Raw genomic sequence first — 20,615 nt, 5'->3', positions numbered from 1 at the left:
TAACTGCTCTACTTAACTTTTAGAAGCTCATACCAATCATTATGGGTATGAGGTCTATTTAACGATAAGAAAATCGTTCTGTAACTAGGCAATAATTTTTATGTTTAGTGGTTCTCGGCAATTGCTCCCTGCATTGCTCTACCTCCTGCATCCATGCAGTCGTAAATAAAAAATTTTTAACGACGTTACGGAGCGATTTAATCCGTTAAATTGTTCGAATACTCATATTGATTGGTATACGTCGAATTTGGTTTGAATATTTGCTTGCGACGCACTGATATGGCGCTTCATTAGCATTTCGGCCAGTTCACCGTCGTGGTTTTCAATGGCGTTAATAATCGCTAAATGCTCATCAAACGCTTTTGATACACGCGGCCCCACCATGCCCATTTGTACACGGTACATGCGTATTAATTGATAGAGCTCATTACACAGTAAATGAATTAAATGCGCGTTTTTACTGCCTTGAATAATACGGTAATGAAAATCTAAATCGCCGGCTTCTTGATAGTAAGACTCGCCCTCTTTAACACGTTGTGTTTGTAGGTGCTGATTAAGTAATTGCTTTAAGCCTTTTACTTCTTCGGGTTCCATATTGTCGGCAGCAAGCCTACATGCCAAGCCTTCAAGCGAGCTGCGAACTTGGTAAACTTCAATCAAACGCTCAGCGGTAAGGGCAACTACTCGGCAACCTACGTTAGCTTTACGCTCCACAAGGTAGCAACTTTCTAAGCGATTTAACGCCTCTCTAAGCGTTGCACGGCTTACACCATAACGTTTGGCAAGCTCAGGCTCTGATATTTTACTGCCTTGAACTATGCTGCCTTCAACAATCTCACGGCGCATATCTACAAATACTTGATCTGATGCGGTAGTTATAGGCGCTTCGTTTAAAAATGTGTGTGTCATAAGTTATTTTTTAGATTGTCGACAATTAATGTGGTTACTATGGGCTTATTAAAAAACCATGTCAACCCTTAAACACATCATAACGACTAAAAAACACACCTATTGTCGACACTATTAATCTAAAGTCGTATAAAAATGGTTTTAAAATGGACTAAAACGGTGAAGTGTCGACAGCGAAAAATCAGATGTTACGCTTTTTAGCGCTGAAAACACCTAATATAAATGCTATTATCGCGCTTTATTTTTATTGTATGAGCTAACGCGTGAACGCCAACACTTTTATTCCTGATCACTTTATTGATGACGTAAAAACCTATTTACCAGCGCATCTGAACTTAGATGACTTTTTAAATGCGTGTCGCAGGCCGCTCAGAAAATCTATCCGCGTTAATACTTTAAAAATTAGCATTGAAGAATTTGTAAAACGTGCCACTGAAAAAAATTGGCTGCTAACCCCAATCCCATGGTGCAGTGAAGGCTTTTGGTTAGAGCGCCCAAATGATGAAGAGCAAAACCTAGCCCTTGGTAATACCGACTTACACCTAAGCGGTGCTATGTACGTACAAGAAGCAAGTTCAATGCTGCCCCCTATCGCATTAAAGCAAAGTATTGAACTCGCAGACTCTCAAAATAACACCGTGCTTGATATGGCATCAGCACCGGGCTCTAAAACATCACAACTTGCAGCACTTATGAATAACCAAGGTGTACTTGTAGCAAATGAGCTTTCGTCGTCTCGTTTAAAAGTACTTAGCGCAACACTCAAACGTATGGGGGTTGGTAATTGTGCGCTTTCGCATTTTGATGGCGTTATATTTGGCAACTACATGTTTGAATGCTTTGATAGCATTTTGCTAGACGCGCCCTGCTCAGGCGAAGGAACAGTGCGAAAAGATGCCGACGCACTTAAAAACTGGTCAATAGAATCAAACATTCAAATAGCACAAGTGCAAAAAGACTTAATTAAAAGCGCCTTTTACGCATTAAAACCAGGCGGTACGCTGGTGTACTCCACCTGTACGCTCACTCCACTCGAAAACCAACAAGTATGCGACTACCTATTAAGTGAATTTGGCGACTACATTGAGCCGCAATCGCTTAGTGATTTATTTGAAGGTGCAAGCAAAGCCACCACCGCCGAGGGATACTTACATGTATGGCCGCAAACGTTCGATAGCGAAGGCTTTTTTATTGCTAAATTTAAAAAACTAGCAAGCTGTATTAACCCAAACCAGACTGTTAAAAAAGGTGCGTTCCCGTTTAACGAGTTTGATAAAAAACATAGTGCCGCGTTTATGCAATCGATTAAAAAGCATTTTGGGTTAAAAACACTACCAGGTAAGTTAATGCAACGCGATAAAGAGCTGTGGTTATTTCCTGACGGGTTTGAAACCGTACAAAATAAAATTAAGTACGCACGTTTAGGTATTCAAATAGGTATAATCCATAAAAATGGCGTAAGACTAACGCATGAGTTTGCAACTGTATTTGGTAATGTGTGTAAAACTAATATATTTGCATTAAATAACGAGCAAGCAAATGATTATTTTCAAGGTAAAGATATACGCTTAACTGAAGTGACTAAAACAATAGGTGAAGTGGTGTTAACGCTGTGTGGTTGCCCTGTTGGGCTAGGTAAATGGCAAAAAAATAAGATCAAAAACTCTTTACCACGGGATCTCGTGCAAAACACTCAGCTAATAAACTGGGCATAATCAATCTAATATTTTGTTGAAAAATGTAACAAAATGGCAGATTTAGTTATGCAATCCTAAATAGCTTGACTAAACTTTTAAATACTTTCTTCTCCCTAGGAATCACGAAAGTGCATTTAGTTAGCGCAAGGCTCAACTTAGAGTCATTTGTAGCCCAGAGCTCATAAAAATGGCTCTGGGCATTTTTATTTATCTTCTAAATTAAACTCAGTCAAATGGCCATCGCCGTGGATTAATTGGTAGCGCGCTAAATCGCCCTGCTCTAGAGTGATTAAACTAATGGCGGAGTCGCTTACTAGGTACTTTTGACCTTCACCTTTGGTTTGGTGTTTATCTACTTCCATATGCCAGCGTTTGGTAAAAAAGTTAAGTGGGCTTTTAGGGCCGTATAAGATTGAATCGAGCTTATCGAGTACGTTAATTAGCTTACGCGGAAATTCATTTTTAATCCCGCTGGCGGTAAGCTGCCAAATTCGATTAGGGTGATCACCAAAACGTTTTTGCACCGAAAAACAAAATGAGTAATGCACGTCTCCCGATAAAATCAGGGTTTCGTTTGGAGTGTCGGTTCGTCTAAAAGTATCGAGTAGCTTTTTGGCTGAGCCTTCGTGCGCCATCCAGTTTTCTACGTCAACCATGAGCGGTTGCCCGCAAATGTTAAACATGGCTTGAATGGCTTCTATTGATTTAACACCAAACACAGGAGCTGGCGATACAATAATAACTTGGTCGTGGCTTAATAGGCTTTCCTCAAGCTCTGTGAGACGCTCCCAATCAAGTAAACCTGAAGGCTCGTTAAAGTTTTGCTCATTTCGCCAGCGGTGTGTACGCGTATCAAGCACCACAACTTTGGGTATTGTAGTTAACTCATAATGCCAAAAACTAAAATCGTTTAGTGGTTTATCAAATACTTTAAACTGCCAAATATTGTTGTTGTTTTTACTTTGCTTAAACGCAGTTAAGAGCTCACCCGTTTTATTTAGTGCATCGTTCCCCATACCTTGGAACAACCAATAGCTAATTAAGCCGTTATTTATAATGCGTTTGCTACTTGGATTTTCATTTATAGCTTGCTCCCACCCAGCGGTGAGGTTCCAATCGTCGGTTACATCATGATCGTCAAACATCATTAGCGTAGATACATTGGCAAACAACCGCTCTACTTCACTTAAGCCTTTTGCATAATCAATCAATGCTGTTTTTTCAGCGTTAAAAATAGTTTTGTTTTGCTCGCTTTGACCTATATACGTCGTGTTTTGTATATCGACGCATTGCCAAGCAGCAGCACTAAAATTTAATAAATAAAGTGCAATGTATTCTTCAAAATGAATAAGGTGATTGTAGGCTTTTACACTTGAAAAATGAGGTTCGTCTTTTTTTAGCCAGTAACCAACACCTAACTTTGAGCGTTTTTGCCAAGGCGTTTTTGGTAAAAACAAATGGCGATTATAAAGTTGCTCATTTATGTCGGCGGGTAGCTCGATGGCAAGTGGTTGCTCTTTATAAATACCTAAGGCTTTAATTAACTGATGGACAGCTAATAACATGGGCCCTGCTACGTCATCGGCATAAACCTGATCACCGCTCAGTAATAACAATTGTGCGCCTTGGTTATTATTACCGCGCTGATTATTTTGCCAGTGACTTGCAGACACTAAGCTGTCTTTTGCTGGATGATGTGCATTACGGCACGAGCCATGCAAAATGTCACTGAGTTTATTGGGGATTACAAATGCAGGCGTTGTTTGATTGCTATAGCACCACGGCGATAAATCCATTGCTGTATCGTCAATTACAAGCTTATAGCTTAATAAGCTATCGACAGGGAGCGTGTTGTTTATTGGCTTTATAATGACGAAATGCAGATATAAATGCTCCCCTAAAGAAACAGTGCGTTGTTCGCTATAGCACTCAACATTTATAAGTGTAATTTGGCAATTTGCAGGCTTGGAGGTAGCAAACTGAATGCAGACTCCAGTTTGCTCTGCACGGCGCACCATTGGCCCCATTAGTAAAATAGGAAGGTTTGCCGTGTGAGTAATCATATATTTAGCCTTTAGCTGCTAATTTAAATAAAGAATAAAAGTTCTCGGTAGTGGCTTTAGCCAGTTCATTAAAGCTAATACCTTTAAGCTCACTAATGTAATAAGCAACATCCTCTACGTACGCTGGCTGATTTGTTTGCCCACGATACGGTACCGGTGCTAAATAAGGCGAGTCGGTTTCTATTAGTAATCTATCAAGTGGTATTTGTTTTACTACTTCTTTTAGCTCAATAGCATTTTTAAAGGTCACAATGCCCGAAATAGAAATATAAAAGCCCATATCTATCGCTTTTTTAGCCATATCCCAGTCTTCAGTAAAACAATGTAGTACACCACCGCAGTTTTCGGCTTTGTGCTCACGCATTAAATTAATGGTATCGCTACGGGCATCACGAGTGTGAATAATTAACGGCTTTTGTAATTCGTTAGCCACTTCAATATGCCCCACAAAGCTGGCTTGCTGCACTGCGTGAGTATCTTTTGAATAGTAGTAATCAAGACCCGTTTCGCCAATAGCGACGACTTTTTTGTGTGAAGCTAAGTCGATTAGTTGCTGTTTATTAAGGGCGTCTTTTTGATCAAGAGGATGTACACCGCACGAGGCTGATACATCGTCGTAATGCTTAATTTTATCAAGCATGCTTGGAAACTGCTCAAGCGTTACGCTTACACATAAAAAGTGCTCTATTTGCTTTGCGCGTGCCTTATCAAGAACTTGGTCAAGGTTTAAGTCTAGTTTATCAAAATCAAGACGGTCTAAATGGCAATGAGAGTCTACAATCACTATGAGGCCTGTATTATTTTTTAAGTTAAAATGGTAATTAATTAAGTATTAACTCTACTATTAATTATGCATTGTGAAAATTATTACATTCTAATTTATGAACTACATGGTATATGTTTGTTTACCAGAATTTAGCATAGTCCCTAAGAGCTTTTCGATTTTAGCATTAAGGTTTGTTTTATCATCTAAAAAGCTAATACCAATCCCCGGCGGGTTAGAGCTCTGTGCCCCTTGCGGAGTAACCCAAGCAACTTTACCAGTCACTACATCATCTTCTAGAGCATCAGGAAGAGTTACACGCAGTGCTAGAGAATGTCCAACTTCATAGCGTATGTTTGTGCGCACAAATAAGCCACCTTTTTTTAAGTAAGGCATATAACAACGGTACAACTCGTCTAAATCGTCTATGTCTACTAGTAGTTCTTGCATGATTAATCCTTTTAAGAATTTCGCAATGTGTATGCTAATCGTGATACAGCAAGCGGTAAATTAAGGCCAAGTATTTGTGTGTTATTTTGTAAAAACTCGCCTAATGCATTTTGCGCACTTTGATAAGCGTCAAAACTCATACCTTGCAGTAATTGCTGCTTTAGTTGCACGCTTAAAAATAAAGTAAATATGCGAACAAGCTCGGGCTGTTTATTTATTATATCGACTAACGCTTTGAAATTATGGCTTTGTTTAAACTCAGTTGCAAACTTATAAAGTGTATCAATATTTTTTAGCTGGTCTTGCTGTTGCCAATGCTTTACTTGCAGCGGTTGGTTATAAAAAAGTGTTAACCAACTATAATTAGGTACATCTAATGCTTTTAGCCACTGCTCTGCAAGTGCTGTATTTGTTATTTTTACGTCACTTTTAGCACATCGACTTAAAATAGTTGCAGGAAGCTGTTCTGGCTGGCTTGTGGTTAATATTAAAAAGCGGCTATTGGTTGGCTCTTCAAGTGTTTTTAACAATGCGTTAGCTGCTGCTGTGGTCATTTTTTCGCAATTTTCGATAATCGCTACTTTATTGCCATTTTGCGCTGCTGAGTGATTCATAAAATCGCTAATGCCGCGTATATCGTCTACACCAATACTCTGCCCATCAACTTGTGTTAAGCGCTTGTCGGGATGAGTACCCGCAAGAGTAAGTAGGCAACTTTTACAATGCCCACAGGGCTTTAGTATGCTGTTTTGCGCAGCTACCTGCTTAGCAATATTTTGGCATAACAAAGCACTCCCAAGCTCATCACTTAACTCGAACTTACCAACGCCAACAGGCCCACAAAATAATTGCGCATGATGAAAACGCTCTGTGCGATAACTTCTCGCTAAACGTGCTTGAGTATCATGTAGCCAAGGCAATTGCATATTATTTTAGGCCTTCAAAAAATGAATGCAGTACATTGGTTATATCGCGGTGTACTTTATCAATACTTTGGTTTGCATCGACCGTTTTAATAGTGTTGTCGTCATTAGCAAGTTCAATATAACGCATACGTGTACGTTGAAAAAACTCAATGGCTTCTTGCTCGATTCTATCAAGCTCGCCACGGCCTTTAGCACGCTCAAGGCCAATTACTGGGTCTATATCAAGATATATAGTTAAATCGGGTTTTAGCCCTTTTAATACCATAGACGAAAGTGAGGCTAGCGTATTAGCGCTAATACCACGTCCTCCACCTTGATATGCCTGAGACGATAAATCGTGGCGATCTGCAAGTACCCATTGGCCTTTATCAAGGGCCGGGTTAATTACGTTATGCATAAGCTGCGAGCGCGCCGCATACATAATAAGAAGCTCAGTTTCAAAAGCGATTTCTTCTTTGTGTTCAGCTTTTACAAGCGTACGTAATGATTCAGCTAATGGTGTGCCACCTGGTTCACGAACATTAATAAAGTCTATTTTTTGCTTATTTAAAAAGTCTTGGCATAGCGAAATCGCTGTTGATTTACCCGCGCCTTCAAGGCCTTCTATTACTATAAATTTTGGTTTCATAAAAAAGTTAGTTCTTTTTATTTAATATATAAGTGTTAACTGCCACATTGTGCTGCTTTAATGTGGTTGAAAATTGATGACTACCATCGCCTTTTGATACAAAGTATACATAGTCACTTTGCGGCGGGTTCACTGCGGCTAAAATAGCAGCTTTAGATGGCATTGCTATCGGTGTTGGCGGCAAGCCATTAATACGATACGTGTTATATGGCGTGTAATCGCGTAAATCTTTACTTTTAATATCACCATCAAAATCAGCGCCTATTCCGTATATGACAGTAGGATCGGTTTGCAGGCGCATATTCGTATTTAATCTATTTACAAAGGCTGAGGCTATTAATGGGCGCTCGCTGGCAAGGCCGGTTTCTTTTTCTATTATTGAGGCCATTATCAACGCTTTATAGGCTGTATCGTAAGGTAAATCGTCACTGCGTTTCTGCCATGCATCATCTAGCACTTGCTGCATTTTTTGCGCTGCACGTTTTAATACACTGCTTGCTGTGTCGTTATTGTGATAGTGATAAGTATCTGGGAATAGCCAGCCTTCTAAATACATATCACTGTCGAGGATTTGCATACTTAGCGCATCATCTTTTAAATCGTTTTGTAGGTTAGTTGCTGTTTTAACAGTGTTTAGCACTTCACGTAAGTTTTGCCCTTCAATAATGGTAAAACTAAAGCTGACTTGCTCTCCTTGATTAATTTTTTTTATATTATTGATCACACTATCTGAAGTGAGTTCATAGAGCCCAGCTTTTAAATCAGTCAGGGTGGGATCTAACTTAGCAACGACTTGATAACGCAAACAGTCTTCAACCCAGCCTTTAACTTGCCATTGTTTGCACAACTGGTTAAAACCTGTGCCTTTTTTCACTTCAAAATGGGTATTCGTCGAGACTAATAAAGGGCTTGTTATAGTCGCTTGTAACTGCTGATATCCTACAATTGTGGTAATAATGGCAAGTAATACTACCGATAAAATAACTTTTAACACTTAGCCTCCTTGGCTAATAATTCTTTTAATAGCAACTGACTTTTTGATACATCAAATATACGCGACTCAATGCTTTTAACCGGTATGGCCGCCATTAAGCTATTACAAATAAATACTGCGTCTGCCTCTATTAAATCTGCGATGCTAACCACTTTAAATTCGACAGTTAATTTATCACATAACGATTGTAGATAAACCCCTTTAATCCCGCACTCATCAAGCTGTGGAGTAAAAATACGTTGGTCTTTAATCGCAAATATATTAGCCGCTGAGGCTTCAATTACATTGTTGTTGTAATCAAGCACTATAACATCGTCGCAGTGTTGACTTTGCATTGCTTTTTTTATTAGTACTTGCTCTAAACGGTTAAGAGTTTTAAGACCAGCAAGTAAAGGCTGCGCCGCTAACTTAATAGGGCTTATTGCTAGGTTTACACCAACTTGATGTAAGTTCAAATAATTTTGGGGATAGGCAACAACACTAAGTAAAATAGTTAAATTACACTTTGCTGGTAGATTATAGCCCCGCCCGCCTTCACCGCGAGTAACCACAATTTTAAGCACATTTAGTTTACATGATTGAATGTAATTGCCTATGTGCTCTTCTAGCTCAATAAAATTAATATTAGGAAAGCCAAGCCTTTGCGCGCATTCAGTTAAACGTGCTTTATGGTAAGCCCAATATTGTACTTTACCATCAACAACTTTAGCTGTAGTAAAAAAACCATCACCGTAATTTAAGCCTCTATCTTGTGTGCTTAAGGTACTATTTTGATCTGTTGTTATGATTGTTTGCATGTGTGTTGGCATATAAAAAAAGCCCAGTTAAACAACTGAGCTTTTATAATTTGGTTCGTTGTTAAAAAGATTATACCTTTTTAAATAGCAACGAGCCATTGGTACCACCAAAACCAAATGAGTTACATAAGGCAAAGTCTAGCTTTGCATCTCGTGCGGTATGAGCTATGTAATCTAGATCACAGCCCTCATCTGGGTTATCAAGGTTAATGGTTGGCGACACTTTTTGATCCGTTAAAGATAAAATAGAAATAATCGATTCAACCGAACCTGCAGCACCTAATAAGTGACCCATCATTGATTTAGATGAGCCTACCATTACATCTTTAGCGGCATTGCCAAAAATAGATTTAACAGCTGCGGTCTCTGCTTTATCGCCAGCATTGGTAGATGTACCGTGTGCGTTGATATAACCAACTTGCTCTGCGTTTACTTGCGCATCGTTTAATGCATTTTGCATAGCAAGTGCAGCCCCTGCACCGTCTTCTGGTGGTGAGGTCATATGGTATGCGTCGCCACTCATGCCAAAACCAACCAGTTCTGCATAAATTTTAGCGCCACGTGCTTTAGCGTGCTCGTATTCTTCAACTACAACAACACCCGCACCGTCTGAAAGTACAAACCCATCGCGGTCTTTATCCCACGGACGAGACGCGGCTTGTGGGTCGTCGTTACGTGTAGATAACGCACGAGCTGCATTAAAGCCGCCCATACCAATTGGTGTACACGCTTTTTCTGCACCACCGGCAACCATTGCATCAGCATCACCGTATGCAATCATACGCGCTGCATGGCCTATGTTATGCAAACCCGTAGTACAGGCAGTAACAATAGAGATATTAGGACCGCGAAGCCCATGCATCATTGATAAATGACCCGAGATCATGTTTATGATGGTAGAAGGTACGTAAAATGGAGAAAGCTTACGCGGGCCACTGTTTAACAGCTTAATATGGTTTTCTTCAATAAGTGTAAGGCCGCCAATACCTGAGCCAACTGCTACACCAATACGTGTTGCGTTTTGTTCTGTGATTTCAAGACCTGAATCTTTAAAGGCTTGAACACCCGCCGCAATACCGTACTGAATAAACAAGTCCATTTTTTTGGTATCTTTCGCTGACATGTATGCAGTTGCATCAAAGTCATTGATTAAACCAGCGAATTTAGTACCAAATTTTGATGTATCAAAGTGTGTGATTGTTTGAATACCACTTTTACCATCTAATAAGCCTTGCCAGGTTGATTGAACATCATTACCTAGCGGCGTCAACATTCCTAAGCCAGTTACGACGACTCGACGTTTAGCCACGGTTTGCCTCCAATAAGGGATATTTTCACCAATTGATTAAAATATTATTATTTAAGTAAGCCATTTAACTTACTAAGTTTAAATCTATTGGTATTACAAAGGGAATTCATACCCAAGCGACCTCAAAGTGCGAGTCTCAAACTCTATCAAGCACGTGTTATTAAATACATGTACTAAGGATTAAAAAAGGCGAGTTTAAATCATGAACTTTGAGGTGGTTTGGATATAAAAATTAAAGGCAGCGAATGCTGCCTTTAACTTGCGATTAATTACTCAGCGTGAGCTGTAACGTAATCGATAGCAGTTTGTACTGTAGTGATCTTCTCAGCTTCTTCATCTGGGATCTCAGTGTCAAACTCTTCTTCAAGAGCCATAACTAGTTCAACAGTATCAAGAGAATCTGCACCTAGGTCATCTACGAAAGAAGATTCGTTTTTAACTTCTTCTTCTTTAACACCTAGTTGTTCAATGATAATTTTCTTTACGCGTTCTTGGATATCGCTCATTCTTCTTTCCTTTATTAAAAACGCCAATGCGTTATTTTCAGATTGCGGCGTAGTTTACGCCGCATAATTCTCTGATTCAATGATTTGACCATAAATAATTGTCTGGTCAAACCTCTGAATGTGTGTTTTGTCTTTTATCGCTTATTTTCACAGCGATTTCAAGTATGTTTAAAGCAAGATCACAAAAAATTCAATCTTTTTGAGGTAACTTACTTAACTTAATTTAGTGTCAATGTAAGTACGTTGGTTATTAAACCATGTACATCGCGCCATTTACATGCAAAGTTTCGCCTGATACGTACGCAGCTGCGTCAGATGCTAAATAACACACTGCTGCTGCAATCTCATCTGGCTGACCTAAACGACCTGCAGGTACATTAGCAAGCGTAGCTGCTTTTTGATCATCGGTTAAATCATCAGTCATATCAGTTTGGATAAAACCAGGTGCCACTACATTTACTGTAATCCCACGAGATGCAACTTCACGTGCAAGTGATTTAGAAAAACCAATCACGCCAGCCTTTGCCGCAGCATAATTAGCTTGCCCTGCATTACCCATAGTGCCCACAACTGAACCTATGTTGATGATACGACCGTTCTTTTTCTTCATCATTGGGCGTAATACTGCTTTTGATAAGCGAAAGATAGAGCTTAAATTAGTGTCGATAATATCGTCCCACTCGTTCTCTTTCATACGCATTAATAAATTATCGCGAGTAATACCCGCATTATTTACTAGTACATCAACATCACCAAAATCGGCCTTAATCGCGGCAAGTGTTGTCTCAATCGAAGCAGGATCAGTTACGTTTAATGCATAACCTTTACCATTATCAGCTAAATACTCACTAATTTTAGCCGCGCCTGATTCACTTGTTGCAGTACCCGCTACTTTTGCACCTTGCGCTACAAGTGTATTTGCAATTGCTTTACCAATACCACGACTAGCGCCTGTAATTAGGACAACTTTGCCCTCTAAAGAAAATAAATTAGACATTTTATATACTCTTATTTAGCAGCATCGATTGACGCGGCATCATTTACTGAACCACAAATCATTGCTTTATCAATTCGTTTTGCAAGGCCGGTTAACACTTTCCCTGGGCCAAACTCATAGCTTTGTGTTACACCTTGTGCAACTAATGCTTGTACTGTTTCTGTCCAGCGTACTGGACTGTATAACTGACGTACCAATGCATCTTTAATTGCATCCGCTGTATTTTCAGCTTTTACATCAACATTATTAATTACATCACATTTAGGTGTATTAAATGTTAAAGCAGCTAAATCATTAGCCAGTTTCTCTGCCGCTGGTTTCATTAGCTCACAATGCGACGGTACACTTACACTAAGTGGTAATGCACGTTTTGCACCTGCGTCTTTACATGCTTGCGATGCTCTATCTACCGCTGCTTTGTGCCCTGCAATAACAACTTGCCCTGGTGAATTGTAATTTACTGGAGAAACAACTTCGCCTTGCGCTGATTGCTCACAGGCAGCTTTAATTTCATCATCACCCAAACCAATAATAGCAGCCATAGAGCCTACACCCGCGGGTACTGCTTCTTGCATGTATAAACCACGGTTTTCAACAAGCTTTACCGCTTCACTTAAGCTTACAACGTCACTACATACTAAAGCTGAATATTCACCTAAGCTGTGCCCTGCCATTACAATCTCTGCATCAGGATTTGCTGCTAACCAATGGCGGTAAATAGCCACACTTGCAGTTAATAATGCAGGTTGAGTACGGTGAGTTTGGTTAAGGCTTTCTTCTGGGCCATTAAGCACAAGCGCAGCAAGGTCATAACCTAATGCGTTCGACGCCTCTGCAAATGTTGCTTTTACAATATCTGAGCTTTCTAATAGCTCGCTCAACATGCCAACGCTTTGAGAGCCTTGACCTGGAAATAGAAGTGCAATTTTTTGTGCCATACTTTGCTCTTTTTAATTAAACAAAAAATAGGTAATTAATACGGCACCTAAAATTTAATTGGCCGCCGTATCATTAGAATGTGTTTTTTCGAAAATAGCGGCTATTTTATCTGGAAGTTGGCGTTCAACTTCTTTTACCGCTTCATCAATTGCTGCTTGGAATGCTTTAGCTGACGCATTTCCATGGCTTTTAACCACAATACCGCGCAATCCTACCAGAGAAGCACCGTTATACTGGTCGGGGTTCACCCTTTTATAGAGTTTTTTTATTATTGGACGCAATATAAACGCCATGCATTTGTAAACTAAGTGCTTTTCAAGGGCTTTTGTAAACTTATTCATAATAAGTTTAGCAATACCTTCACAGGTTTTTAATGCAACGTTGCCAACAAACCCTTCACATACGATTACATCAGCCTTGCCTGAAAAAATATCACTGCCTTCACTATATCCAGTGTAATTAATATGGGGGCTTTGCTGCATGAGTTGCGCGGCTTGTTTAATACCTTCATGGCCTTTTATATCTTCTGCACCAATGTTTAGTAAACTTACTTTGGGATTTTCGCAGCCAAGAGCTTGCCCAGCAACCACTGAGCCCATAATGCCAAACTGATACAATACTTCTGCATCACAGTGCACATTTGCGCCTAAATCGAGTAAATAAACAGGGTTTTCTTGCTCGGTAGGCACCGCAGATATTAATGCTGGACGCTTAACGCCTGGCAGCATTTTTAATATATAATGTGCCATAAAAAATAATGCGCCGGTATTACCCGAGCTAACACACGCTTGAGCCTCACCTGATTTAACTAAATCAAGGGCAACACGCATAGAAGAGTCTTTTTTTGAACGCACAGCAATGGCAGGTTCGCAGTCATTAGTAACTATTTCACTACAGTGACGAATAGTGAGTCTTGGGTGAGATAAGGAATCGAGGGATTCGAGCTCTTTTTGTATTACTTGCTCGTTACCGCACAATATAAGCGTTAAATTGGCATGAGCATTTACTGCGCAAACGGCAGCGGGGATAGATGAACGGGGGCCATAATCGCCCCCCATCATATCTAACGCTATGGTTAGATTAGTCAGCATAAAAGCAATCTCTTAGTTAGAAATTACTTGAACGCCTTTGTAGTAACCATCTGCAGTCACATGGTGACGACGATGAGTCTCACCAGATGTTTGGTCTACAGTTAAAGTTGGACCACTAATCGCATCGTGTGAACGGCGCATGCCGCGTCTTGCACGAGACTTTTTGCTTTTTTGTACAGCCATAGTCTTCTCCTAAGAATCTTTCTTAAGTTGTTTCAAAATATCAAATGGATTAGGTTTATCATCTTCCGCCTTTAACACACCAAAGCTGGCAGGCTTTGCTGAATAACTGCATGAAGCTTCGTTGTGAGTGGCAACTAATGGAATTGCTAAAATTAGTTCGTCTTCAATTAAATCAAAAACGTTAATTTCACCATTTTCATCAAGTGCTACTTCATCGTAGTCTTCTGGAAAAATATCTAAATCTGTATCTTCACCTACTGGCGAACAAACAAAATCTTGAACCAAATCCAACCCTAAATCACCATTACAACGTTGACAAGTGACAGTTACGTGTGTGGACAGATTGCCGCGAATCACAACTAAACCTTGGTCGTCGTTTTTGCAATGAATTTTTACCGCTATTTCACCTACTTCTTCCTGCACAACTTTCTCTAAACGAGTAAGTTTTTCAAGCGGTACAATTCCGTCATACGATAAACGGTGCTGCGCTGCTTTGCCTGGATGAAGAGTGATGGGAATTTTCACCTTTTGCATAGGGGCTGCATCATATAGATAGTTAATTGGTTAGTCAAAGTAAAAAACCATTTTCAGGTAGTTTTTCACGTGTTTTACTTACGGATCTGATTTATCCTAACTCAAACTGATTTTCATTAGGAAAGTAATCCATGAAGTACCCACTTATATTAGCGTCAAGCTCACCTTTTAGGCAGTCTTTATTACAAAAATTTAATCTACCATTTGAATCATTTTCGCCAGATATTGACGAGTCACCACAAGCAAACGAAACGCCTGAGCAGCTAGTAAAACGCTTAAGTGAATTAAAAGCACGTGCTGCGCGTAATCACTTTGACCAAGGTTTAGCTATAGGCTCCGACCAAGTCGCCGTGTTTAATAATCAAATTTTAGGTAAACCACATAATAAGCAAAACGCCATAAAGCAGTTATCTTTATTTAGCGCCAATACTGTAACATTTTTAACTGGCCTGTGTGTTTACGATATTGCTGAAGATAAAATAAAAACAGTAATAGAACCATTTGAAGTTGTTTTCAAAGCACTCACCTATGAGCAAATAGAAGCATACTGCGATGCCGAGCAGCCCTACAACTGTGCAGGGAGTTTTAAAAGTGAAGGGTTAGGTATTTGTTTATTTGAAAAACTAAATGGGGACGATCCTAATAGCCTAATAGGTTTACCGCTAATTAAACTCAGTCAATTATTAGCTGAGTTTGGTATTGATGTATTAGCGGCCCAAACACCTCAGGTAGATTAGATTTCAACCAAGTAATATCTGTTGCAACTGCTGGTAATTATCAACAATTGCAACAGGTGTTAACTCACTTAGCTGCTGGGCATTATGTACACCCATAGTAACCCCTATTCGGTCCATATTTGCAGCTTTGCCCATTGCCATATCAATTTTTGTATCACCTATCATTACAGCGTCATCGGCGCTTACGCCAAGTTCTTGCAATAATTGATAAAGCATATCTGGCGATGGCTTAGACAGTGCGTCATTACTTGTACGTGTTGCACTAAAAAAATGCCTAAGCTGGCTTTGATCAAGTAAGCGCTCTAGTCCATCTCGCCCTTTTCCTGTAGCAACAGCTAATATTATTCCTTGCTCTTGTAAGGCGCTAAGTACACTTGCAACACCATCAAAAACGGGCGTTGGGGTCATATCAATATGGTATTGATGCTTATAACCCTCAACTAAAGCATTATGCTGTTCTATCTGCTCAGGAAATAAAACGTCAATAGCACGTTCAAGCGACAAACCAATTATATTCTTAATTGCATCATCACTGGGCGGCGTTATATTAAGCGACGAAGCACTTTGTCGAATACAGTTAACTATTTTGCTAACTGAATCCATTACCGTGCCATCCCAATCAAAAATAACCAGCTTATATTTTTTAATTGGCGCTGCTTTTATCACTGTTTTGCATCTCGTAATTTTAATAATGTATTTTTAAGCGTTTTATCTAAAGGCGCTTCTATACGCATGGTAGTTTCATTTTTAGGGTGGTAAAAACTTAAATCGTGCGCGTGTAAAAATAAACGATTTAAGCCAACTTTACGCATAGATTCGTCAAACCCCTGATCGCCATACTTATCATCACACGCTATAGGGTGGCCTTTACACTGGGTATGAACACGAATTTGATGCGTTCTACCTGTCACTGGCGATGCCTGTACAAGTGAGCAATCGTTAAAACGCTCAAGCACTTTAAAGCGAGTATGCGAAGGTTTACCCTCAATATTATCTACTCGTACCACACGTTCGCCCGATTTAAGCGTATTTTTACGCAAACCCTCTGTTACGTTTTTAGTTTTAGAATCCCACTGACCTTCTACAAGCGCCCAGTAGTTTTTTTCCATCGTTTTTTCACGTAACTGTTCATGTAATGCTGTTAATACTGAGCGGCGTTTAGCAATTAATAAACAACCCGACGTATCACGGTCTAGCCTGTGTACAAGCTCAAGACTGCGCTCATCAGGGCGAAGTGCACGCAAAGCCTCTATTAGTCCATAACTTAAACCACTACCACCATGCACAGCCATACCCGAAGGTTTGTTGATTACAATAAGGTATTTATCTTCAAACAAAATATCGTCTTCAAGGCGAGTTACTTTATCTAATTTAGAGGGTACAAACTCTTCACGCTCCGACACTCTAATAGGTGGTATACGCACTACATCGTCTAGCTGTAACTTATAAACAGGTTTGATACGTTTTTTGTTTACACGCACCTCACCCTTACGAAGAATTTTATAAACTGCGCTTTTAGGCACCCCTTTTAAATGGGTAATAAGAAAGTTATCAATACGCTGACCTAAATGGTCTTCGTTGATTGTAACAAAAGATACTTGTAAGCCGGTTTTTTCTGACATTGCCTAATCACTGATTTAAGTAAAATAATTTAGTTGCTAACACGGTAAAAATAGTGGGATAATCAGCAGCGCAAATATTTAGTATTTGCAAATAACAACGGTGCTTTTTAACACATTAAAAGATTCGTGATGCACATTCTGGGTAGCCGATCATACAGATCCGAGTTAAGTTTTCCAAAGCTTTTATGCCTCCTCAGTTAACACGTGCGATCAATTAACAGCAATGCGCGTAATATATTGCTGCTTAAGTTTGAACATGAAGTGACTTTTAACGTACTAGAAAAAGCAATGAACAGATAATTTGTCTGATAGTGACGACGTAAAAACGCGTCGTTCAGCACTAGCTCAATTATTGTAGTACCGTACAGCAGCTTATTTAGAACTAAAAAAATCTAATAAATAAGCGTTCATTAACATTGGCAGCGACTCTTGCTCGTAAACTGGCTATTAGCTAAGTATCAAATATGCTTAGCTCACCATACTTATGAGCCCTACGCGCCTAATATGAATGACATTTAGTAAGATTGATATGACAGGCCGACTTCTGGGTAAAACGTGTAACGTAGCTGAAAAGCAGACAGTTTTAGCACCATAAAGAATTTAATAGTGTGATTACACGCTATTGTTTGCCAGCATTTAAAATACTGCATACGAAATACAGAGCAGTTCCGTTAAAGACCCAGTCGTGAGGCTGTATATTCTAAAAATAGGAACAACTGAACAGGCGATAAAACATCGTCATGTCAGCGACAAAAATTAAGTAGAGTAACAATATGAAACGTATGCTAATCAATGCAACGCAGCAAGAAGAAATGCGCGTAGCACTGGTTGATGGCCAGCGCCTTTATGATTTAGATATCGAAAGCCCAGGTCACGAACAGAAAAAAGCCAATATTTACAAAGGCAAAATCACTCGCATTGAACCATCTCTTGAAGCAGCATTTGTTGACTACGGTGCTGACCGCCATGGTTTCCTTCCTTTAAAAGAAATTGCCCGTACATACTTCCCACAAGGTTATACTTTCCATGGCCGACCGAACATTCGCGACGTTATAAAAGAAGGTCAAGAAGTAATAGTACAAGTTGATAAAGAAGAACGCGGCCAAAAAGGCGCAGCGCTAACTACTTTTATCAGTGTTGCAGGTAGCTATTTAGTCCTTATGCCAAACAACCCTCGTGCTGGCGGTATTTCTCGCCGTATTGAAGGTGATGAGCGCACTGAACTAAAAGAAGCGCTTAGCCGCCTAGAACTTCCTAAAGGTATGGGCTTAATTGTTCGTACAGCGGGTGTTGGCAAATCGTTTGAAGAACTTAACTACGATTTAAAAGCATTATTAGTACACTGGGATGCGATTAAACAAGCAGCCGACAGTGCTAAAGCGCCGTTTTTAATTCACCAAGAAAGTAATGTAATTTTCCGTGCAATACGTGACTACTTACGTCGTGATATTGGCGAAATCCTAATTGATAAACCACGTGTTTTTGAAGAAGCTAAAGCGCACATTGAGCGTTTTCGCCCTGACTTTATGAGCCGTGTTAAGCTTTATCAAGGTGACACGCCGTTATTTACGCATTACCAAATTGAAAGCCAAATTGAGTCTGCGTTCCAACGAGAAGTTCGTCTACCATCTGGTGGTTCAATTGTAATTGACCCAACTGAAGCACTTACTTCAATCGATATCAACTCGTCTAAAGCAACTAAAGGCGGCGATATTGAGGAAACAGCCCTTAATACCAACTTAGAAGCTGCAGACGAAATTGCACGCCAATTACGTTTACGCGACTTAGGTGGCTTAATCGTTATCGACTTTATAGATATGACGCCTCCACGTCATCAACGCGAAGTTGAAAACCGCTTAAAAGATGCCGCGCGCCCAGACCGTGCTCGCGTTCAAATTGGTAAAATCTCACGCTTTGGTTTACTTGAAATGTCGCGTCAGCGTTTGCGTCCTTCATTAGGTGAAGCAAGCCAAGGCCCATGTCCACGTTGTAGTGGCCAAGGTACTATTCGTTCAAACGAATCAATTGCGCTTTCTATTCTTCGTTTAATTGAAGAAGAAGCAATTAAAGACAATACAGCACAAGTAAATGCACAAGTGCCTGTTGCTGTTGCCGCTTATTTATTAAATGAGCAACGCCGTAGTGTTCATCGCATTGAAAAACATCATAAATGTGACGTAGTGATTATTCCAAATCAACATATGGAAACACCACATTATGAAGTTATGCGCTTACGTAAAGACGAAACACTTGAAACGGTAAGTTACGGACAAGTTGTTGCACCAGAGCCTGAAGTATTTGAGATGTCAAAATCTCCAAGTACTCCAGTACGTGAAGAGCCAATGTTAAAAGGTGTAGTAATGCCCTCAACTGCGGCTCCTCAGTCAACTCCAGCTAAAACTGAATCGTCTAAACCAGAGCAAGCTAAAACTGAAAGTGGTTTGTTCGCTGCAGTGAGTAATTGGTTTAAATCCTTATTTGCAAGTGAATCTGAAGAAGAGAAACGAGCAGCAGCTGAAAAGCAGCAACAAGAAACACGTAATAAAAACCGTCGTAGTAACGATAGCCGTCGTCGTAACAATAATCAGCGTCGCCGTAATAACCCTCGCACAAAACCACGTAACGAGCGTCAAACATCTGAGGAAGAAACTAAAACTGACTCTTCAGTAAATAATGAGACACGAGAAAGAAACGACAACCGCAATAAACGTCGTCGTAACCCTAACTCTCGTAAACGTCCAGAGCACAAAGGTGAAGATAAAGACCAAGTTAAAGCTGATTCTTCTGCAAAAACAAATACTGACTCTAAAACAGTACAAGCTGTAGAACAAAGTGAGCAAAAACCTAAAGTTCGTCGTCAACGTCGCAACATACGTAAAAAAGTACGTCTGCAAGATGAAAACGCTGAACAAGCGAACCTAACAGAGCAAACACCTGAACAGGCGGTAGTGACTGACACTCCACAAGTTCAAGAGCAAGCACCTGTTGTAGAAAAGCAAACACAAGCCCCGGCAGAAAAAACAGCTCACATTAAAGAAGAGAAAGTTGATGTTGATTCTAACGATGAAACAGCAACTACTGAAGGCGAGCAAGAGCAAACACGTACACGTTCACGCCGTTCTCCTCGTCATCTTCGTGCATCTGGTCAACGTCGTCGACGTCCTGAAGGTGAAGCAGATGTTAAATCTGATGAAGCTCCTGCATTTGTTCCAGTTGCTGATCAAGCCGCTGCAGAATATGAAGCAGAACTAAAAGCTAAATTTGAAGAAACACCGGTAGATGCATCGCAAAAAGTTGAACAAGCTATTGCAGCTGAAGACTTAGCAAAAGTTGAAACAGTTCAAGATGAGCAACCAGCTAAAGTTGAAGAACCAGTAGCAACTGAAGAGCCAGCTAAAGTTGAAGCGCCAGTAGTAACTGAAGAGCCAGCTAAAGTTGAAGCGCCAGTAGTAACTGAAGAGCCAGCTAAA

20 protein-coding genes are annotated in these 20,615 nt (G+C 40.0%); 3 read left to right on the top strand and 17 right to left on the bottom strand.

The window, feature by feature from the left end; genetic code table 11:
• Positions 1–222: 222 nt before the first annotated feature.
• Positions 223–909, bottom strand: a complete 687-nt coding sequence (locus tag V6260_RS15460; protein WP_007582477.1) for a GntR family transcriptional regulator — start codon at positions 907–909, stop codon at positions 223–225.
• 263 nt (positions 910–1,172) lie between these two features.
• Here V6260_RS15460 and rsmF point away from each other — a divergent pair, with 263 nt between their 5' ends.
• Complete coding sequence (gene rsmF / locus V6260_RS15455; protein WP_341595007.1) at positions 1,173–2,624, top strand: 16S rRNA (cytosine(1407)-C(5))-methyltransferase RsmF; 1,452 nt, start codon at positions 1,173–1,175, stop codon at positions 2,622–2,624.
• Between the two features lie 185 nt (positions 2,625–2,809).
• Here the strand turns inward: rsmF and V6260_RS15450 are convergent, their stop codons facing one another.
• From V6260_RS15450 to yceD, 14 genes are all read right to left on the bottom strand, one after another.
• Positions 2,810–4,669, bottom strand: coding sequence for an alkaline phosphatase D family protein (locus tag V6260_RS15450; RefSeq protein WP_341595006.1), 1,860 nt, complete (start codon positions 4,667–4,669; stop codon positions 2,810–2,812).
• A gap of 4 nt (positions 4,670–4,673) precedes the next feature.
• Entirely contained in the window at positions 4,674–5,453 is a 780-nt protein-coding gene (locus tag V6260_RS15445) for a YchF/TatD family DNA exonuclease (protein ID WP_341595005.1), read from the bottom strand.
• A 102-nt stretch (positions 5,454–5,555) separates the two neighbouring features.
• Positions 5,556–5,882, bottom strand: a complete 327-nt coding sequence (locus V6260_RS15440; protein WP_341595004.1) for a PilZ domain-containing protein — start codon at positions 5,880–5,882, stop codon at positions 5,556–5,558.
• An 11-nt stretch (positions 5,883–5,893) separates the two neighbouring features.
• Entirely contained in the window at positions 5,894–6,808 is a 915-nt protein-coding gene (locus tag V6260_RS15435; RefSeq protein ID WP_341595003.1) for a DNA polymerase III subunit delta', read from the bottom strand.
• 1 nt (position 6,809) lies between these two features.
• The gene (gene tmk, locus V6260_RS15430) at positions 6,810–7,436 is read right to left on the bottom strand and encodes a dTMP kinase (RefSeq protein ID WP_341595002.1); all 627 of its coding nucleotides are present in this window, start codon (positions 7,434–7,436) and stop codon (positions 6,810–6,812) included.
• A gap of 7 nt (positions 7,437–7,443) precedes the next feature.
• A complete protein-coding gene (mltG, locus tag V6260_RS15425) occupies positions 7,444–8,430 on the bottom strand; it encodes an endolytic transglycosylase MltG (protein ID WP_341595001.1) in 987 nt (328 codons plus the stop codon).
• Positions 8,424–9,239, bottom strand: coding sequence for an aminodeoxychorismate lyase (gene pabC, locus V6260_RS15420; protein WP_341595000.1), 816 nt, complete (start codon positions 9,237–9,239; stop codon positions 8,424–8,426). Before pabC ends, mltG begins: the two co-directional genes overlap by 7 nt.
• A 58-nt stretch (positions 9,240–9,297) precedes the next feature.
• Positions 9,298–10,536: a beta-ketoacyl-ACP synthase II gene (gene fabF, locus V6260_RS15415; protein WP_104642837.1), complete on the bottom strand. Its 1,239-nt coding sequence runs from the start codon at positions 10,534–10,536 to the stop codon at positions 9,298–9,300.
• A gap of 269 nt (positions 10,537–10,805) precedes the next feature.
• The gene (gene acpP / locus V6260_RS15410) at positions 10,806–11,042 is read right to left on the bottom strand and encodes an acyl carrier protein (protein ID WP_002962377.1); all 237 of its coding nucleotides are present in this window, start codon (positions 11,040–11,042) and stop codon (positions 10,806–10,808) included.
• Positions 11,043–11,292: 250 nt separating this feature from the next.
• Positions 11,293–12,039 (bottom strand): 3-oxoacyl-ACP reductase FabG, encoded by a 747-nt coding sequence (fabG, locus tag V6260_RS15405; RefSeq protein ID WP_341594999.1) that lies wholly within the window; start codon positions 12,037–12,039, stop codon positions 11,293–11,295.
• A gap of 11 nt (positions 12,040–12,050) precedes the next feature.
• Positions 12,051–12,977, bottom strand: a complete 927-nt coding sequence (fabD, locus tag V6260_RS15400) for an ACP S-malonyltransferase (protein WP_341594998.1) — start codon at positions 12,975–12,977, stop codon at positions 12,051–12,053.
• 54 nt (positions 12,978–13,031) lie between these two features.
• Positions 13,032–14,069, bottom strand: coding sequence for a phosphate acyltransferase PlsX (gene plsX / locus V6260_RS15395; protein WP_341594997.1), 1,038 nt, complete (start codon positions 14,067–14,069; stop codon positions 13,032–13,034).
• A 12-nt stretch (positions 14,070–14,081) separates the two neighbouring features.
• The gene (rpmF, locus tag V6260_RS15390; protein WP_008109865.1) at positions 14,082–14,252 is read right to left on the bottom strand and encodes a 50S ribosomal protein L32; all 171 of its coding nucleotides are present in this window, start codon (positions 14,250–14,252) and stop codon (positions 14,082–14,084) included.
• Positions 14,253–14,261: 9 nt separating this feature from the next.
• The gene (gene yceD, locus V6260_RS15385) at positions 14,262–14,786 is read right to left on the bottom strand and encodes a 23S rRNA accumulation protein YceD (protein WP_058549707.1); all 525 of its coding nucleotides are present in this window, start codon (positions 14,784–14,786) and stop codon (positions 14,262–14,264) included.
• 131 nt (positions 14,787–14,917) lie between these two features.
• On the opposite strand from yceD, the gene V6260_RS15380 reads away from it, so the two are divergent.
• Positions 14,918–15,523: a nucleoside triphosphate pyrophosphatase gene (locus tag V6260_RS15380; protein ID WP_341594996.1), complete on the top strand. Its 606-nt coding sequence runs from the start codon at positions 14,918–14,920 to the stop codon at positions 15,521–15,523.
• A gap of 3 nt (positions 15,524–15,526) precedes the next feature.
• Here the strand turns inward: V6260_RS15380 and V6260_RS15375 are convergent, their stop codons facing one another.
• Both V6260_RS15375 and rluC read right to left on the bottom strand, forming a co-directional pair.
• Positions 15,527–16,189 (bottom strand): HAD-IA family hydrolase, encoded by a 663-nt coding sequence (locus tag V6260_RS15375; RefSeq protein WP_341594995.1) that lies wholly within the window; start codon positions 16,187–16,189, stop codon positions 15,527–15,529.
• Positions 16,186–17,145: a 23S rRNA pseudouridine(955/2504/2580) synthase RluC gene (gene rluC, locus V6260_RS15370; protein ID WP_341594994.1), complete on the bottom strand. Its 960-nt coding sequence runs from the start codon at positions 17,143–17,145 to the stop codon at positions 16,186–16,188. Before rluC ends, V6260_RS15375 begins: the two co-directional genes overlap by 4 nt.
• Positions 17,146–17,918: 773 nt before the next feature.
• On the opposite strand from rluC, the gene rne reads away from it, so the two are divergent.
• Positions 17,919–20,615 (top strand): ribonuclease E (rne, locus tag V6260_RS15365; protein WP_341594993.1); only part of this gene is annotated, 2,697 nt, incomplete at its 3' end.

This window comes from Pseudoalteromonas aliena (assembly GCF_038155085.1).
Taxonomy (GTDB): domain Bacteria; phylum Pseudomonadota; class Gammaproteobacteria; order Enterobacterales; family Alteromonadaceae; genus Pseudoalteromonas; species Pseudoalteromonas aliena_A.
The sequence above is the reverse complement of the archived record's forward strand: the minus strand, read 5'-3'. Positions and strand labels throughout refer to the sequence as shown.

Bases quoted from the DNA above. Each gene is read 5' to 3' on its own strand.
- V6260_RS15460 (WP_007582477.1), bottom strand. From the start codon at position 909: ATGACACACACATTTTTAAACGAAGCGCCTATAACTACCGCATCAGAT.
- V6260_RS15450 (WP_341595006.1), bottom strand. From the start codon at position 4,669: ATGATTACTCACACGGCAAACCTTCCTATTTTACTAATGGGGCCAATG.
- V6260_RS15440 (WP_341595004.1), bottom strand. From the start codon at position 5,882: ATGCAAGAACTACTAGTAGACATAGACGATTTAGACGAGTTGTACCGT.
- V6260_RS15435 (WP_341595003.1), bottom strand. From the start codon at position 6,808: ATGCAATTGCCTTGGCTACATGATACTCAAGCACGTTTAGCGAGAAGT.
- tmk (WP_341595002.1), bottom strand. From the start codon at position 7,436: ATGAAACCAAAATTTATAGTAATAGAAGGCCTTGAAGGCGCGGGTAAA.
- pabC (WP_341595000.1), bottom strand. From the start codon at position 9,239: ATGCCAACACACATGCAAACAATCATAACAACAGATCAAAATAGTACC.
- acpP (WP_002962377.1), bottom strand. From the start codon at position 11,042: ATGAGCGATATCCAAGAACGCGTAAAGAAAATTATCATTGAACAACTA.
- fabG (WP_341594999.1), bottom strand. From the start codon at position 12,039: ATGTCTAATTTATTTTCTTTAGAGGGCAAAGTTGTCCTAATTACAGGC.
- fabD (WP_341594998.1), bottom strand. From the start codon at position 12,977: ATGGCACAAAAAATTGCACTTCTATTTCCAGGTCAAGGCTCTCAAAGC.
- plsX (WP_341594997.1), bottom strand. From the start codon at position 14,069: ATGCTGACTAATCTAACCATAGCGTTAGATATGATGGGGGGCGATTAT.
- rpmF (WP_008109865.1), bottom strand. From the start codon at position 14,252: ATGGCTGTACAAAAAAGCAAAAAGTCTCGTGCAAGACGCGGCATGCGC.
- yceD (WP_058549707.1), bottom strand. From the start codon at position 14,786: ATGCAAAAGGTGAAAATTCCCATCACTCTTCATCCAGGCAAAGCAGCG.
- V6260_RS15380 (WP_341594996.1), top strand. From the start codon at position 14,918: ATGAAGTACCCACTTATATTAGCGTCAAGCTCACCTTTTAGGCAGTCT.
- rluC (WP_341594994.1), bottom strand. From the start codon at position 17,145: ATGTCAGAAAAAACCGGCTTACAAGTATCTTTTGTTACAATCAACGAA.